Raw genomic sequence first — 13,782 nt, 5'->3', positions numbered from 1 at the left:
TGCGTCATGTCAACACCATCTCCTCGGTCACGGGCGTGCCGGCGGCACTCGTCCCACGCTCGATGTTGCGGGCCTTGGCCTCGGCCCAGGCCGGGCTGCCCACCGGGAACCAGCAGCGGTACTGGTGGTCGGGCGAGCCGGCGTCGCGCAGGGGCGGCTCTTCGGTGAGACACCTGTCCTGCGCGTAGGGGCACCGCGGGCTGAACTTGCAGCCCGCCGGCGGGTTGATGAGGTCCGGCGGCCGGCCGGGGATCACCTGGAGCCGGACGTGGTTCGGCCCGGCGACCGGCGGCACCGCGTTCATGAGTGCCTCGGTGTAGGGCATCTTCGGCTCGGCGAAGAGCTCCGGGGTGGGCGCCGTCTCGACGATGCGGCCCGCGTACATCACCGCGATGCGGTCCGACCGGCTGCGCACCACCCGCAGGTCGTGCGTGACCAGCAGCATCGCCATCCGCCTGCGCGCCTGCAGGTCGGCGAGCAGGTCCAGGATCTGGGCCTGCACGGTGACGTCGAGCGCGGTCGTGGGCTCGTCGGCGAGCAGGAGCCGCGGGTTGCAGGACAGCGCGATCGCGATCGTCACGCGCTGGCGCATGCCCCCGGAGAGCTCGTGCGGGTACTGGCGCACCCGTCGCTCGGGCTCGGAGAGCCCCACGGAGCGCAGCAGCTCGACGGCCCGCTCCAGCGCCTCCTTCTTCGTGACGCGCTCGTGCAGCAGGATCGTCTCGGTGAGCTGCGCGCCGATCCGCTTGACGGGGTTCAGCGAGGTCATGGGGTCCTGGAGGATCAGCGCGATCTCCGAGCCCCAGAACGCCGAGAGCGCCTTGCCCGACAGCTCGCTGATCCTGGTGCCGTCGTAGGTGACGGTGCCCGACACCTCGGTGCCGCGCCCGCCGCTGATGAGCCCCATCGCCCGGCGGGTGAACACGGTCTTGCCCGAGCCGCTCTCCCCCACCACGGCGAGCACCTCGCCCGCCTTCAGGCGCAGCGACACGCCCTCGGCGGCGTGCACCACACCTTTCTTGGTGTGGAAGCGCACCACGACGTCCTCGGCCGTGAGCAGGTCGGCGCCGTCGGGATCCTGCGCACCGGCACTCAGGACGTCCTCGCTCCGGCCGTTCCGGGTCTCGCTCCGCGTGCCGGTCACAGGTTGCTCTCCTTGACCTCGAACTGCTTGCGGGTGCGCTCGCCGATGTAGTTGATCGAGAGCACCGTCAGGAACATGACGGCGGCGGGGAACAGCGAGATGTGCGGGAAGTTGAGCAGCTCGGTGCGACCGCCGGCGATCATGCCGCCCCAGCTCGGCGTGGGCGGCGGGATGCCGAGGCCGAGGAAGCTCAGCGAGCCCTCCACCACGATGAAGACGCCGATCATGATGAAGCCGTACGCGGCCACCGGGAGCACCACGTTGGGCGCGATCTCCCGGGCGATGATCCGCAGTGGTTTGCACCCGTACGCCCGCGCGGCCTGCACGAACTCCCGCTGCGCGACGGTCAGGGTGGCGGCCCGGCTGAGCCGGATGAACGTCGGCACCGACAGGATCGCCAGGCCGATGATCAGGTTGGTGAGGCTGGAGCCCAGGATCGCGACCAGCGCGATGATGAACACCAGGCCGGGGAAGGCGAGCACCACGTCGGTGACCAACGCCAGCACCCGCTCGGTGCGGCCGCCGAAGTAACCGGCGAGCATGCCGAGGATGCCGCCCACCAGCGCGCCGAGCAGGACGGCGCAGATGCCGACGAGCAGCGACGCCCGTGCCCCGTAGATGATCCGGGAGAGGTTGTCGCGACCCAGCGTGTCACCGCCCAGCCAGTGCTGGGGCGTGATCCCGCCGAACACGTTGTTGTAGTCGGGCACCGCCGGGTCCCACAGCGGCAGCAGCGGGGCGAACACCGCGGAGAGCACCACCGCGCCCAGCCACACCCACGCCACGTACCAGCCGATCGGCGCGCGGCCGGCGCGCTGGATCCGCTTGCCCTTTCCCTTTGCCGCCATCGTCGCGATCGGCACCTGGGTGGCGACGGCGTCGCCGGTGGTCGTGTCCGGGGTCATTCCCGGAGTCGTCGTCTCAGGCATCTCTGCGCACCCGCGGGTCGAGGGCCAGGTACAGGAGGTCGATCAGCATGTTGATCACGACGTAGGCGACCGCGACGAACAGCAGCGCGCCCTGCAGGATCATGTAGTCGCGGTTGAACACGGCCTGCACGATCAGCTGGCCGAGCCCGGGGATGGCGAACAGCGTCTCGACGATCACGGTGCCGCCCAGCAGGCGGCCGATGTTCACCCCGGACAGCGTGATCAGCGAGAACGACGAGGGCCGCAGCGCATGGCGGAGCAGGATCGTGCGGGCGCTCAGACCCTTGGAGCGGGCCATGAGGATGAAGTCCTCCTGCAGCGTCGAGATCATGTCCGAGCGCAGCAGTTGTCGGTAGACCGCGGCCTCGGCGATCATCAGCGTCAGGCACGGCAGGATGATCGATCTCAGGTTGCCGAGCGGATCCTCGAAGAACCCGACGTAGCCGGTGGCCGGCAGGATGCTCGAGACACCACCTGCGAACAGCACGATCAGCACCATGCCGAACACGAAGGTCGGCATCGCGGCGGCGCCGAACCCGATCGTCATCGATGCCCTGTCCACGAGCCGGCCCGGCCGATAGGCGGAGTAGACCGCCAGCGGGATCGCGATCAGCAGCGCCAGCAGCTGCGCGATGATCGTGATCTCGAACGTCACCGGTATCCGCTGCGCCAGCGCCTCGGCCACCGGCTGCCCGGTGCGGAACGAGCTGCCGAGGTCGCCGGTCACCACCCCGCCGAGCCAGTCGACGTAGCGCACCAGGAGCGGCCGGTCGAGCTGCAGGTCCTCCCGGACCTGCTGCACCTGCTCCGGGGTCGCGTTGTCCCCCGCCACGACCACCGCGGCGTCGCCCGGGAGCAGGTCGACCACCACGAACGACAGAAAGGTGACGGCGAGCAGCACGATCAGCAGGTGCACCAGCCGCTTGCGGATGCGGCGCAGTGCCGGGCGGTGGCGGCCGCCCGGCTTCGGCGCGGGCGACGCACCACCGGCGGGGGTGAGGGCCGGGCCCGCCGGCGTGGTCAGCGTCATGTCGGCCACGGCGCGCTCAGCTCTCCCGCGCCGGGAGTGCCGACACCAGCGGGGTGTCCACCCCGATGGGTCCGACGACCGAGGCGCCACCGGGGTCGCCGAGCGGGGCGTCGCGGCCGGGCAGCACGTCGTAGAAGAACGCCGCGTTGTCGGAGATGTGGGTGGCCTCCGCGCCGGACGCCGCCTGCTCCAGCACGATCGAGTCCACCGGGCACTCCGGTTCGCAGGCGCCGCACTCGATGCACTCGGCCGGGTTGATGTAGAGCTTGCGTTCACCGGTGTAGATGCAGTCGACCGGGCAGACGTCGACGCAGCTGCGGTCCATCAGGTCGACGCAGGCTTCGGCGATGACGTAGGTCATCTCGTTGACCCCCTTTCGTGGGGCGCCCTGTCGGGGGGCGCGTGCTGGTCGCGAGTCGGTGGCGGGCTCAGTTCGCGTTGCGGTCGAGCCAGGTGGTGGCGAAGAACATGTCCCGTGACGGGTAGCGGTCGATGCCCTTCACCTCGGGTCTGGTGATCGTGGACAGGTAGCTGCGGCTGAACCACGCCATCGAGAGGTCCTGCCCCACCAGCAGCTCGACCTGCTGGTAGGCGTGGGTCCGGACCGCCTGGTCGGTGGTGCGCGCTGCCTCGTCGAGCAGGGCGTCCACCTGGGGGTTGGAGTAGTCGCCGTAGTTGGTGTTGCCGCCGGTGTGCAGGAGCCGCGTCGCGCCCGGGTAGGGCACGTCGAAGGCTCCGACCCAGGTGGTGAGCTGGAAGTCGTTGCTCTGCACCACCGCCGAGGAGAACTGCGCCAGGTCGTAGAACTGCACCTTCATGTCGATGCCCACGGCCGCCATCTGGGCCTGGATGAACTCCCCGAAGGGCACCCGCGCCTGGGTCGTCTTGAAGGTGAATGTCGGGTCGCCGCCCGAGGCCTTGTACTCGGCGATCAGCTGCTTCGCCCGTTCCGGGTCGAACTTCGGCCACGCGTCCGACGCCGCCTGCGTGTGGTACGGGCTGTCCTCGGTGAACAGGCTGGTGGACGGCACGAGCCGGCCGCTGTACTGGCTCGCCGCCAGTGCGTTCAGATCCAGCGACCTGATCAGCGCCTCGCGCATCCTGCGGTCGTTGAACGGCGCCTTGTTGAAGTTGAAGTAGAGGTACTCGCCGGCGTTGCCGGGCCCGTAGTACACGCGCAACCCGGGGTTGGAGCTCGCCCGGACGAGCTCCTGGTTGTACCCGCCGAACACGAGGTCGACGTCACCGTTCTCGATCGAGGCGTAGCGCGTCTCGGTGTCGGGCAGCGGACGGAACTCGAGCCCGTCGAGGTAGGGCATGCCCTGCTGCCAGTAGCTCTCGTTGCGGGCGAGCACGATCCGCGAGTCGGGGATCCACTCCACGAACCGGAACGGTCCCGCGCCCACCGGGTGGCGCCCGATGTCGTCGCCGTACTGCTGCAGCGCCGCGGGCGAGATGATCATGCCGAGGCTGCCGTAGGTGATCGGCTGGGCGAACAGCACCGGGAAGTCGCCGAGCGGGGCCTTCAGCACGAACTCGACGGTGAGTGGGTCCACCGCCCGCATCGACGCGATGTTCGAGGCGAAGGCGTGGGCGGGCGAGGACAGCTTGTCGATGTGGCGCTGCACGTTGACCAGCACGGCGGCGGAGTCGAGGGCGGTGCCGTCGGTGAACTGCACGCCGGGCCGCAGCCCGAGGCGCCAGGTCAGTCCGCCGTCGGCGCTGTCCATCGACTGCGCGAGATACGGCTGGGCCTTGCCCTGCGGGTCGACCTTGAGCAGCGAGTCGTACACGGCCAGCGCGGCCATGTTCGAGTTCTGGACCGTGGGGTCGAAGCTGACGACCTCCCGGTCCATCCCGAGGGTCAGGGTGCCGCCGCGCCGGGGCGTGCCCTCCGTGGCGAGGTCGGCACCGTAGGGATCGCGGGCCTGCAGCGCACCGGCCGACACCGCCTCCCGGTTGGCCGCCCCGCACGCGCCCAGCAGCACCGCGCAGCACGCGAGCGCCACCGCGGCGACGGCACGGGACGCGCAACATCGCAATCGCATCTCAGAACACCTCGATGTGTCAGGAATGGCGATGTATCAGGAACAGCGGAGTCGACGAGCAGCGCCGGGAGAAGCGGCGGACGACAGGCGGGGGCCGGACGGCCCCGGTGGCCGCCGCCCCTGACGGGACGGCGGCCGGGGACGATCAGGAACCGGCGACCGGCACGCGGGCGTTGCCGGCGTCGTACTTCTGCACCATCGGGTCGTCGGCGGTGCCGAGCACCCGCCAGTCCTCGTCCGGTTCGAGGATCTTCTCCGCCGACCGGATGCTCTTGTAGTCGAGATCCTGGGCGACCGCGGGCGGCTCACCGCCGTCGGCCACCGACCTGGCGGCGGCCAGCAGCAGGCGGCGCATCCGGATGATCGCCTTGTCGGACGTGCCCAGCTTCTCCTGGGTGCGGTCGTAGATGGGGCCCATCGACTCGGTGACCATGAAGTCCTGGCTGATGAACTCACGGACGCCGGAGTAGGTGACGTTGCGCTGTTCCTCGCGGTCGATGCCGTAGTCGTTATCGGCGGTGTAGCGCCGCGGGATGATCCCGTTGCGGCCCACCTCGGCCGGCCCGAACTCGAACGGGCTCAGCGCGAAGAGGTTGGTGCCGCCGACCTCCTGCAGGCCGGGGTTCACGCGCGTGGAGAAGCTGTAGCGCCACGTGTTGTGGTCGTCGATCGGCACGAACAGGCCGTGCTGGGTGCTGAAGGGCACCGACGCGATCACCGTGTTGTACGGGAAGACGAACGCGCTCATCCGCACGTGTTTGTGCCCGTTGGGCGTGTCGCGGATACCGACGTACTTGAACCCGTACCAGGTGTCCTCGATCTCCAGCCGCGGCGCGCGGTCGTGCTTCCAGAACTTCCACGACATCGCGTTGCTCGGGTAGCCCGGCTTGTCGCTGCCGTCGTCGGGGATGTCGTCGACGCCGTTCCACTGGTGCAGCCAGGAGATGTGCGACGTGTCGAGGTTGCCCTCCATCGCCTGCACCCAGTTGCACGGGGTGTTCAGCTTGGTGGCGGCGACCTGGTCGGGCTCGAGGGACTCGGTGCCGAAGTCACGGAAGGGGGTGATCTTGTCGGCCGGACCCATGTAGGTCCACACGATGCCGCCCGACTCGTGGGTCGGGTAGGCCGTGGCCTTCACCTTGTCCTTGAACACGCTGTTCGGCGGCTCGCTCGGCATGTCGACGCACGCGCCGTCGGCGTCGAACTTCCAGCCGTGGTACGGGCAGCGCAGCCCGCACTCCTCGTTGCGTCCGAAGTAGAGCGACGCGCCGCGGTGCGGGCAGTTCTCCTGGATCAGCCCGACCCGGCCGTTCGTGTCGCGGAACGCCACCAGGTCCTCACCCAGCAGCCGCACCCGCACCGGGTCGCTGTCCGGCGCCGGCAGCTCGCTGACCAGCAGAGCGGGCGTCCAGTAACGGCGCAGCAGCTCGCCCATCGGAGTTCCGGGCCCCACACGGGTCAGGAGTTCGTTGTCCTGTGCTGACAGCATCGTCGGCCTCTCTCCAGAGTGGTGGTGAATCCGGTCGGGAAGATCAGGTGGTGCTCACCGCGGCGGCTGCGTCCTGGCGCTGCTGCTCCAGCAGTGACACCTGGCGGGCGGAGAGCGCGAGCAGCGGGTGGGCGCCGACCTCGGTGAGCTTGTCGAAGCCGTCGGCCAGCAGCGCCTCGCGCTGCTCGTCGGTGAGGTCGGCCGTCGCCGCCACGGCCGCGGGGTCGCGGACGAACTCGCTGCGGAGCTCCTCGTCGGTGATGACGCGGTGCAGGAGGCGGTTGAGCGGGAAGCTCACCGGCTCCGGGAAGCGGTAGTAGATGAAGTCGGTGGAGGTGAACTCGTAGCCGCCGTGCCTGGGCACCGGGCTCGCCAGCGGCTCGTCCACGGTGGGTTCGGCGCCATCGGCCACCGGCGGCACGAACTGCACGACGCCGTGGCCGTGGTGGCTCAGGTGCTGGTAGGACAGCAGCGAGCCGGGCACCGCGGCGCCGGATCCGGCGAGAACCCCGAGCATGACGAACCACGTGAGCAGCTCGCTCTCGCCCACCTCGTCGAGCTGCACGGGCGTGAGGTCCAGCAGCTCCTCGTAGCGGCCGGCGGCCACCTCCTGCAGCACCCACTCGTCGAACGAGAACTGCGGCGCGGTGTAGCGGGCGGTGCCGGGGAAGTGGGACATCCCGCCGCTCGCGAGCACGGCGACGCGCTCCGGGCGGTCGGCGAGCGACTCCGCGATCGCCTTGCCGAGCGCGAAGCACCGGCGCGGGCTGGGCAGCGGCGGCAGGTAGGCGTTGACCAGCAGGGGGATCACGGGGATGTCCCGGTCGCCCAGCACGTACTCGAACGGTGTGAGGAACGCGTGCCCGAGCTTGGCCTCCTGCGAGTAGGTGAGGTCGATGTCGCGGCCGACCACACCGTGCAGCAGGTGCTTGGCGAGCCCGGTGTGCACCGGGACGCGCCGCTCCTTCTGCATGTAGTAGGCCTCGGCCTCCGGGGACAGGACGAGGGTGAAGGTGGGCACCGCCTCCAGCCAGAACGTCTCGAGGTGGTCGATGCCGATCACCAGCAGCGCGTCGGGGCGGGTGTCGTCGAGCACCTCGCCGAAGCGGCGCAGCGCGTCGGTGCTGCCGTCGAGCTTGGCCGGGTCCTCGTGGGGCGGGCGGCTCAGCAGCTGCGGGGCGTGCACCGCAGCGGCGGCCGCGACGATCTCAGCCATGGAGCACCCCCTCCGGAAGCCCGGAGACGGCGCCGTCGGTAGGGCCGTCGGTAGGGCCGTCCACGTAGCGGACACCCAGTCGTTCGAGGTCGGCGCGCAGCCCGTACATGTCCAGGCCCAGCTCCCCGGCGGCGAGCCGGGCGCGCTTGTCGGCCTCGTTGCGCAGCCGCTCCTCGGCCGCGGCGGCGACCGTGGGCGCCTGGGTGCGGGGAACGACGACCACGCCGTCGTCGTCGGCGACCACGACGTCGCCCGGCTCCACGAGGGTGCCGCCCACGACCACCGGCACGTTCACCGAACCTGGGCTCGCCTTCACCGTGCCCTGCGCGCTGACCGCCCGCGTCCAGACCGGGAAGCCCATCCGGCGCAGATCCGCGACGTCGCGGACGCCGGCGCCGGTGACGAGACCGATCACCCCGCGGCTGCGCATCGAGACCGCGAGCAGCTCACCGAACATGCCGTCGGTGGACTCCGAGGTGGTGGACACGACCACCACGTCGCCGGGCCGGCACTGCTCGACCGCGGCGTGCAGCATCAGGTTGTCGCCCGGGTGGGACAGCACGGTGACGGCGCGCCCGGCGATCGCGGCGCCGTCCTGCACCGGCCGGATCTCCGGACCGAGCAGCCCGCGCCTGCCCTGCGCCTCGTGGACCGTGGCCACGCCCTGGCGGCCCAGCTGGGCCACCGCGTCGACGTCGGGGGCGAGATCGTTGCGGACGACGACGTGCCCGCTCACCTCTGGCCTGCTCACCGCACCGCGCTCCTGGGGATGTCCTGCCGGGGGCACCGCACGATCGGCCCGTCGCCTCTGACGGATGAACCCATGTGCCTGTGCCTCCTGGCGTCGGGATCAGTCTGTGGACCATAACTCCGGCACCCGTCAGTGGCAACCAGATTGTTAACAATCTGGTTGCCAGTTACTCTGACAGGCCGGGGCGCCGGTCAGCGGGGACGGCGCGGGGCGAAAGGACCTGCATGACCGCAGGCGGTGGTACTGCGACGGGCGACGCGGTCGCCGTGGTGGTGGGCGCGGTCCGTGACGGCATCATGCAGGGCCGGTTCGCCCCGGGGCAACGCCTCCCGGAGGCCGACCTGGTGGCCCTGTACGACGCGTCCCGGGGTGCCGTGCGCTCCGCACTCGCGCAGCTGGAGAACGAGGGCATCGTCGAGCGGGAGCGCAACCGGGGTGCCCGGGTGCGCCCGATCTCGCTGCAGGAAGCCGTGGAGATCACGGAGGCGCGCGCGGTCGTCGAAGGGTTGTGCGCGGCCAAGGCCGCGGCCCGGGTCACGGCGGAGGACTGCCGGGCGTTGCGCGAGCTCGGCACCGAGCTCGCGGTCACCGTCGAGAGCTCGGACGTGGTGGCCTACAGCCGCATCAACCAGCAGATCCACCGCGCCGTCCGCGACCTGTCCGGCCACGAGACGGCGGGCCGCATGCTCGACCGGCTGCGCACGCAGAGCGTGCGTTACCACTACACGATCGCGTTGCTGCCCGGCCGCCCGTCGGTGGGCCTGGAGGAGCACCTGCAGGTGATCGAGGCCGTCTGCAGCGGCGACCCGGACGTCGCCGAGCAGACGATGCGCGGCCACCTGCTGAGCGTCGTGGAGGCGCTCCACCAGCTCGACGCGAACCTGCATCAGTGGTGAGCGGCGACGGTTCGACCGAACACCTGCCCGAGTACTCAACGAGGAGGCCGGAACATGTCCGATCGCATCCGCACGACGCACGTCGGTAGCCTGCCGCGGCCCGCGGACCTGCTGGCGATGATCAACGCGAGCGACCGCGGGGAACCGGTCGACGAGGCCGCGCTCGCGGCCACCATCGAGTCGGCGGTGCACGACCAGGTGCGCCGGCAGGCCGAGATCGGCATCGACGTGGTCAGCGACGGCGAGATGAGCAAGATCGGCTACGCCACCTACATCCGGCACCGGATGAGCGGGTTCGAGATCGGCGACGCCCCGCGCGCCACCCCGGCCGACCTCGACGCCTACCCGGACTACAAGGAGCAGCTGCACCGCTCGGGGGCCACCGTGGCCTACCTGCGCCCGATCTGCCGCGGCCCGATCACGTACGAGAACTTCGGCCCGCTCGAGACCGACCTCGCCACGCTCAAGGCCGCCACCGACGCCGTGGACGTCGACGGGGCCTTCATGAACGCCCCGTCGCCGGGCATCACCGCGCTGTTCCAGCCCAACGAGTACTACCCCGACGAGGACACCTACCTGAACGCGATCGCCGACGCGCTCAAGGTGGAGTACGACCGGATCGTCGCGGCCGGTTTCGACCTCCAGATCGACGCCCCCGACCTCGGGATGGGCCGCCACAACAAGTACAAGCACCTCTCCGACGAGGAGTTCCTCGCCCGCGCCGAGGTGCTCGTCGAGGTGCTCAACCACGCGCTGCGCGACGTCCCGTCCGACCGCAGCCGCATCCACCTGTGCTGGGGCAACTACGAGGGCCCGCACACGTTCGACATCGCCGTGGAGAAGATCGCCGACCTGGTGCTGCGCGCCAAGCCCGGCACCATCCTGTGCGAGGCCGCCAACCCCCGCCACGGGCACGACTGGGCCGGGTGGGCCGCGGCCAAGATCCCCGACGACAAGGTCTTCGCCCCCGGCGTGATCGACACGACAACCAACTTCGTGGAGCACCCGGGGCTCGTCGCCGAGCGCATCCTGCGCTACACCGACATCGTCGGGCGGGAGCGGGTCATGGCCGGCACCGACTGCGGCTTCGGCACCTTCGCCGGCTGGGGCGGCGTCGTGCCCGAGCTGGCCTGGGAGAAGCTCCGCTCGCTCACCGAGGGCGCGGCCATCGCGTCCGCGAAGCTCTGGTGACGGTCACCGAGACCGGCCCGGCGATCACCCGACCGTAGGAGGCACGACATGGAGTTCCTGGTCCGCGCGGAGAACCGCCTGCCCCCGGACACCCCCGACGAGGAGCGCAACCGCCTGAAGAAGGGAGAACGGGCTCGGGCCGACGAGCTGCGGGCGGCCGGGAACCTCAAGCGGCTGTGGCGGGTGCCGGGGCGCAACGCGACGATCGGGCTGTACGAGTGCACCGACGCCACGGAACTGCACGACGTGCTGTCCTCGCTGCCGATGTTCCCGTGGATGGACATCACGGTCGAGGCCGTCGCCACCCACCCCCAGGAGCAGTGACCCCACCCCGGAACCCGCTCCCCTGATCGCCAGGAGGGCGCGGTGCCCGCCGGCCCACCCCCACCGGCCCGGCGGGCACCGCGCTCTCCTCGGCTCGGCAGCGCAGATCCGGACGAATCGTCGACATTATTGTTAACAATCTCGGTGACAACTATGCTGACGATCTGTACGCACGGAAGCCTGCCGCGAGAGACGAGGACTCCATGACTGCTGACAGCGGGGAGGGAACGCAGTGAGCACGTTCGTCCTCCTGCACGGCGCCTGGCACGGCGGCTGGGTGTGGCGCCGGGTCGCGGCGCAGCTGCGCACCGCCGGCCACGAGGTGCTGGCCCCCACCCTCACCGGGATCAGCGACCGCGCCCACCTGCTCAGCCCCGCGGTCGGGCTCGACACCCACGTCCGCGACGTCGTCGCGCTGCTCGACGCCGAAGGCTCGTCCGACGTCGTTCTCGTCGGCCACAGCTACGCGGGCCAGGTGGTCACCGGGGTCGCCGACGAGCGGCCGGAGGCCATCGGGCGCCGGGTCTACCTCGACGCGTTCGTCGGCGAGGACGGCGAGGCCGCCATCGACCTGCTGCCTGCCCAGGTCGCCGGGCACTACCGCGAGTCGGTGGCCGGCCCGGGCTTCGGATGGCTCATCCCGGTGCGGTCGCTGCAGGCGCTCGGGGTCACCGACCAGGCCGACGTCGAGTGGCTGACGCCCCGGCTGACACCGCACCCCTGGCGCACCTACACGCAGCCACTGGCCCTGACCGGCCGACAGCGGGACGTCCCCGCCACCTTCGTGGAATGCACCGACTGGATGCGGGTCTTCCGCGCCCACGCGGAGCGGGCCGAGAGCGCGGGCTGGCCCGTGCTCAGCCTGCCCACCGGGCACGAAGCGATGGTCACGGCCCCGGAGGCCCTGGCCAAGATCCTCATCGACACGGCGGACTGACGACCCAACCGAGCACGAGACCGGGAGCAACGATGGAGTTGCCAGCACCCACCCAGGCCGTACCCACCCAGGCCGCGGAGACGGTGGCCGAGGCGTTCCTGGTGCAGCTGCGCCGGCGCGGCGTCGACCGGCTGTTCGTCAACAGCGGCACCGACTTCGCGTCGCTCGTCGAGGCGTACGCGCGCCGCAAGGACTCCGGGCTCGACCTGCCGGACGTGGTCGTCTGCGCCCACGAGAACCTCGCGGTGTCGATGGCGCACGGCTCCTACCTCGGCGACGGGCGCGTGCAGGCGGTCATGCTGCACACGAGCGTCGGCACCGCCAACGCGGTGTGCGCGGTGTTCAACGCCGCCCGCAGCCGGGTCCCGGTGCTGCTCACCGCGGGCCGGACACCCCTGTTCGAGCACTCGATGCTCGGGGCCCGCGACGCCCCGATCCACTGGGCGCAGGAGATGTTCGACCAGGCCGGGATGCTCCGCGAGCTCGTGAAGTGGGACTACGAGCTGCGCGACGGTGCCCACGTGCTGGACGTCGTCGACCGGGCGCTCGACATCGCCACCACGCAGCCGCGCGGCCCGGTCTACCTGTCGCTGCCGCGGGAGGTGCTGGCCGGGCCGGTCTTCAGCAGCGAGCCCGGCGCCGCCCCCGCGCCGCCGACCGTCGCGCACCCCGACCCGGCCGCCGTCGCCCGGCTGGCCGACCACCTCGCCACCGCGCAGTTCCCCCTCCTCGTCACCGGCGACGCCGGCGCCGACCGCCGGGCCGTGCCCCTGCTCGCGGAGCTCTGCCGCCGGTTCGGCATCGCGGTCGTCGAGACCGGGGTGCGGCACGTCAACGTCCCGGCCGACCACCCGCTGCACGCCGGGTACGCGGTGGGCGCCGTGCTGCCCGACGCCGACGTGGTGTGCGTGCTCGACCTGGACGTCCCGTGGATCCAGGGCTCCACCGCCCCGCGCGAGGACGCCGTGGTGGTGCAGTGCGGGCCCGACCCCAGCTTCACCCGCTACCCGATGCGCACGCACCGCACCGACCTGACGATCACCGCCGACACCACGGCGCTGCTGACCGCGCTGATCGCGGCGCTGGCCGAGCGCACCGTCGAGCCGACCCGGGCCGAGCGGCTGGCCGCCAGGGTGAGCGGCTGGCGCGAGGCACGCGCGCGCGTTCTCGAGGAGGAGACGACCACCGACGGGCCGATCACCAAGACCTTCCTCAACGCGGCGCTCACGCAGGTGCGTCCGGCCGACGCCGTGGTCGTCAACGAGTACTGGGCCTCCCCCGAGATGCTCGGCTCCACCGTGCCCGGCACGTACTTCGGCACGCCACCGGCAGGCGGGCTCGGCTGGGGGCTACCAGCGGCCATGGGCTTCCAGCTCGCCCGGCCGGCCACCACCGTGATCGCGACCCTCGGCGACGGCGCCTACCTCTTCGCCAACCCCGCCGCGTGCCACCAGGCGATGGCCATGCACCACCTCCCGGTCCTCACGATCGTCTGCACCAACGCGCACTGGGGCGCCGTGCAGTCCTCGGCCACCCGCATGTACCCGGACGGCCACGCCGCGTCCGCCCCCGAGCTGTCCCCGCTCGCCCGGCTGGACCCGGCACCCCGGTTCGCCGCCTACGCGGAGGCGTCCGGGGGCCTGGGTCTGCGGGTCACGCAGCGCGCGGAGCTGGTGCCGGCCCTGCAGCGCGCCCTGCGCACGGTGCAGGACGAGCGCCGCCACGCCCTGGTCGACGTGGAGTGCGCCTGACGGCCCAGGTTCAGGAAAGCCACTTTCCTGCCCGGAGAGGGCCTGAAAGTGGCTTTCCTGAACCCCCTGCGGGGGG

The 13,782-nt window shown here is 71.2% G+C and carries 13 protein-coding genes; 5 read left to right on the top strand and 8 right to left on the bottom strand.

The window, feature by feature from the left end; translation table 11 throughout:
- Window positions 1-4: 4 nt before the first annotated feature.
- The 8 genes from ACQPZA_RS10065 to ACQPZA_RS10030 all read right to left on the bottom strand — a co-directional run bounded on the left by ACQPZA_RS10065 (window position 5) and on the right by ACQPZA_RS10030 (window position 8,607).
- Complete coding sequence (locus tag ACQPZA_RS10065) at window positions 5-1,144, bottom strand: ABC transporter ATP-binding protein (protein WP_433279939.1); 1,140 nt, start codon at window positions 1,142-1,144, stop codon at window positions 5-7.
- Window positions 1,141-2,073 carry an ABC transporter permease gene (locus tag ACQPZA_RS10060; RefSeq protein WP_169399753.1) on the bottom strand — a complete coding sequence of 311 codons (933 nt, stop codon included), beginning with the start codon at window positions 2,071-2,073 and terminating at the stop codon, window positions 1,141-1,143. The genes ACQPZA_RS10065 and ACQPZA_RS10060 overlap by 4 nt, the downstream gene beginning before the upstream one ends.
- Window positions 2,066-3,103: an ABC transporter permease gene (locus tag ACQPZA_RS10055; RefSeq protein WP_433282744.1), complete on the bottom strand. Its 1,038-nt coding sequence runs from the start codon at window positions 3,101-3,103 to the stop codon at window positions 2,066-2,068. The genes ACQPZA_RS10060 and ACQPZA_RS10055 overlap by 8 nt, the downstream gene beginning before the upstream one ends.
- Window positions 3,104-3,119: 16 nt before the next feature.
- Complete coding sequence (gene fdxA / locus ACQPZA_RS10050) at window positions 3,120-3,464, bottom strand: ferredoxin (protein WP_169399755.1); 345 nt, start codon at window positions 3,462-3,464, stop codon at window positions 3,120-3,122.
- A gap of 67 nt (window positions 3,465-3,531) precedes the next feature.
- Window positions 3,532-5,151: an ABC transporter substrate-binding protein gene (locus ACQPZA_RS10045; protein WP_433279938.1), complete on the bottom strand. Its 1,620-nt coding sequence runs from the start codon at window positions 5,149-5,151 to the stop codon at window positions 3,532-3,534.
- Between the two features lie 145 nt (window positions 5,152-5,296).
- Window positions 5,297-6,586 carry a Rieske 2Fe-2S domain-containing protein gene (locus ACQPZA_RS10040; RefSeq protein WP_433279937.1) on the bottom strand — a complete coding sequence of 430 codons (1,290 nt, stop codon included), beginning with the start codon at window positions 6,584-6,586 and terminating at the stop codon, window positions 5,297-5,299.
- Window positions 6,587-6,683: 97 nt separating this feature from the next.
- Window positions 6,684-7,856 (bottom strand): hypothetical protein, encoded by a 1,173-nt coding sequence (locus tag ACQPZA_RS10035; protein WP_433279936.1) that lies wholly within the window; start codon window positions 7,854-7,856, stop codon window positions 6,684-6,686.
- Window positions 7,849-8,607 carry a 4-carboxy-4-hydroxy-2-oxoadipate aldolase/oxaloacetate decarboxylase gene (locus ACQPZA_RS10030; protein ID WP_433279935.1) on the bottom strand — a complete coding sequence of 253 codons (759 nt, stop codon included), beginning with the start codon at window positions 8,605-8,607 and terminating at the stop codon, window positions 7,849-7,851. The genes ACQPZA_RS10035 and ACQPZA_RS10030 overlap by 8 nt, the downstream gene beginning before the upstream one ends.
- A 224-nt stretch (window positions 8,608-8,831) precedes the next feature.
- Here ACQPZA_RS10030 and ACQPZA_RS10025 point away from each other — a divergent pair, with 224 nt between their 5' ends.
- The 5 genes from ACQPZA_RS10025 (at window position 8,832) to ACQPZA_RS10005 (ending at window position 13,706) form a co-directional block, all read left to right on the top strand.
- Entirely contained in the window at window positions 8,832-9,503 is a 672-nt protein-coding gene (locus ACQPZA_RS10025) for a GntR family transcriptional regulator (RefSeq protein ID WP_433279934.1), read from the top strand.
- Between the two features lie 54 nt (window positions 9,504-9,557).
- Window positions 9,558-10,694, top strand: coding sequence for a cobalamin-independent methionine synthase II family protein (locus ACQPZA_RS10020; RefSeq protein WP_169399760.1), 1,137 nt, complete (start codon window positions 9,558-9,560; stop codon window positions 10,692-10,694).
- 48 nt (window positions 10,695-10,742) lie between these two features.
- Window positions 10,743-11,018: a muconolactone Delta-isomerase gene (locus ACQPZA_RS10015; protein ID WP_433279933.1), complete on the top strand. Its 276-nt coding sequence runs from the start codon at window positions 10,743-10,745 to the stop codon at window positions 11,016-11,018.
- A gap of 232 nt (window positions 11,019-11,250) precedes the next feature.
- Complete coding sequence (locus tag ACQPZA_RS10010) at window positions 11,251-11,955, top strand: alpha/beta fold hydrolase (protein ID WP_433279932.1); 705 nt, start codon at window positions 11,251-11,253, stop codon at window positions 11,953-11,955.
- 32 nt (window positions 11,956-11,987) lie between these two features.
- On the top strand, window positions 11,988-13,706 hold the full coding sequence (locus tag ACQPZA_RS10005) for a thiamine pyrophosphate-requiring protein (protein ID WP_433279931.1): 1,719 nt from the start codon (window positions 11,988-11,990) through the stop codon (window positions 13,704-13,706).
- The last annotated feature ends 76 nt before the right edge of the window (window positions 13,707-13,782 follow it).

The organism is Pseudonocardia xinjiangensis, assembly GCF_050948425.1.
Lineage (GTDB): Bacteria > Actinomycetota > Actinomycetes > Mycobacteriales > Pseudonocardiaceae > Pseudonocardia > Pseudonocardia xinjiangensis.
Note: the sequence above shows the minus strand (reverse complement) of the source record. Positions and strands in the feature narration are given on the sequence as shown.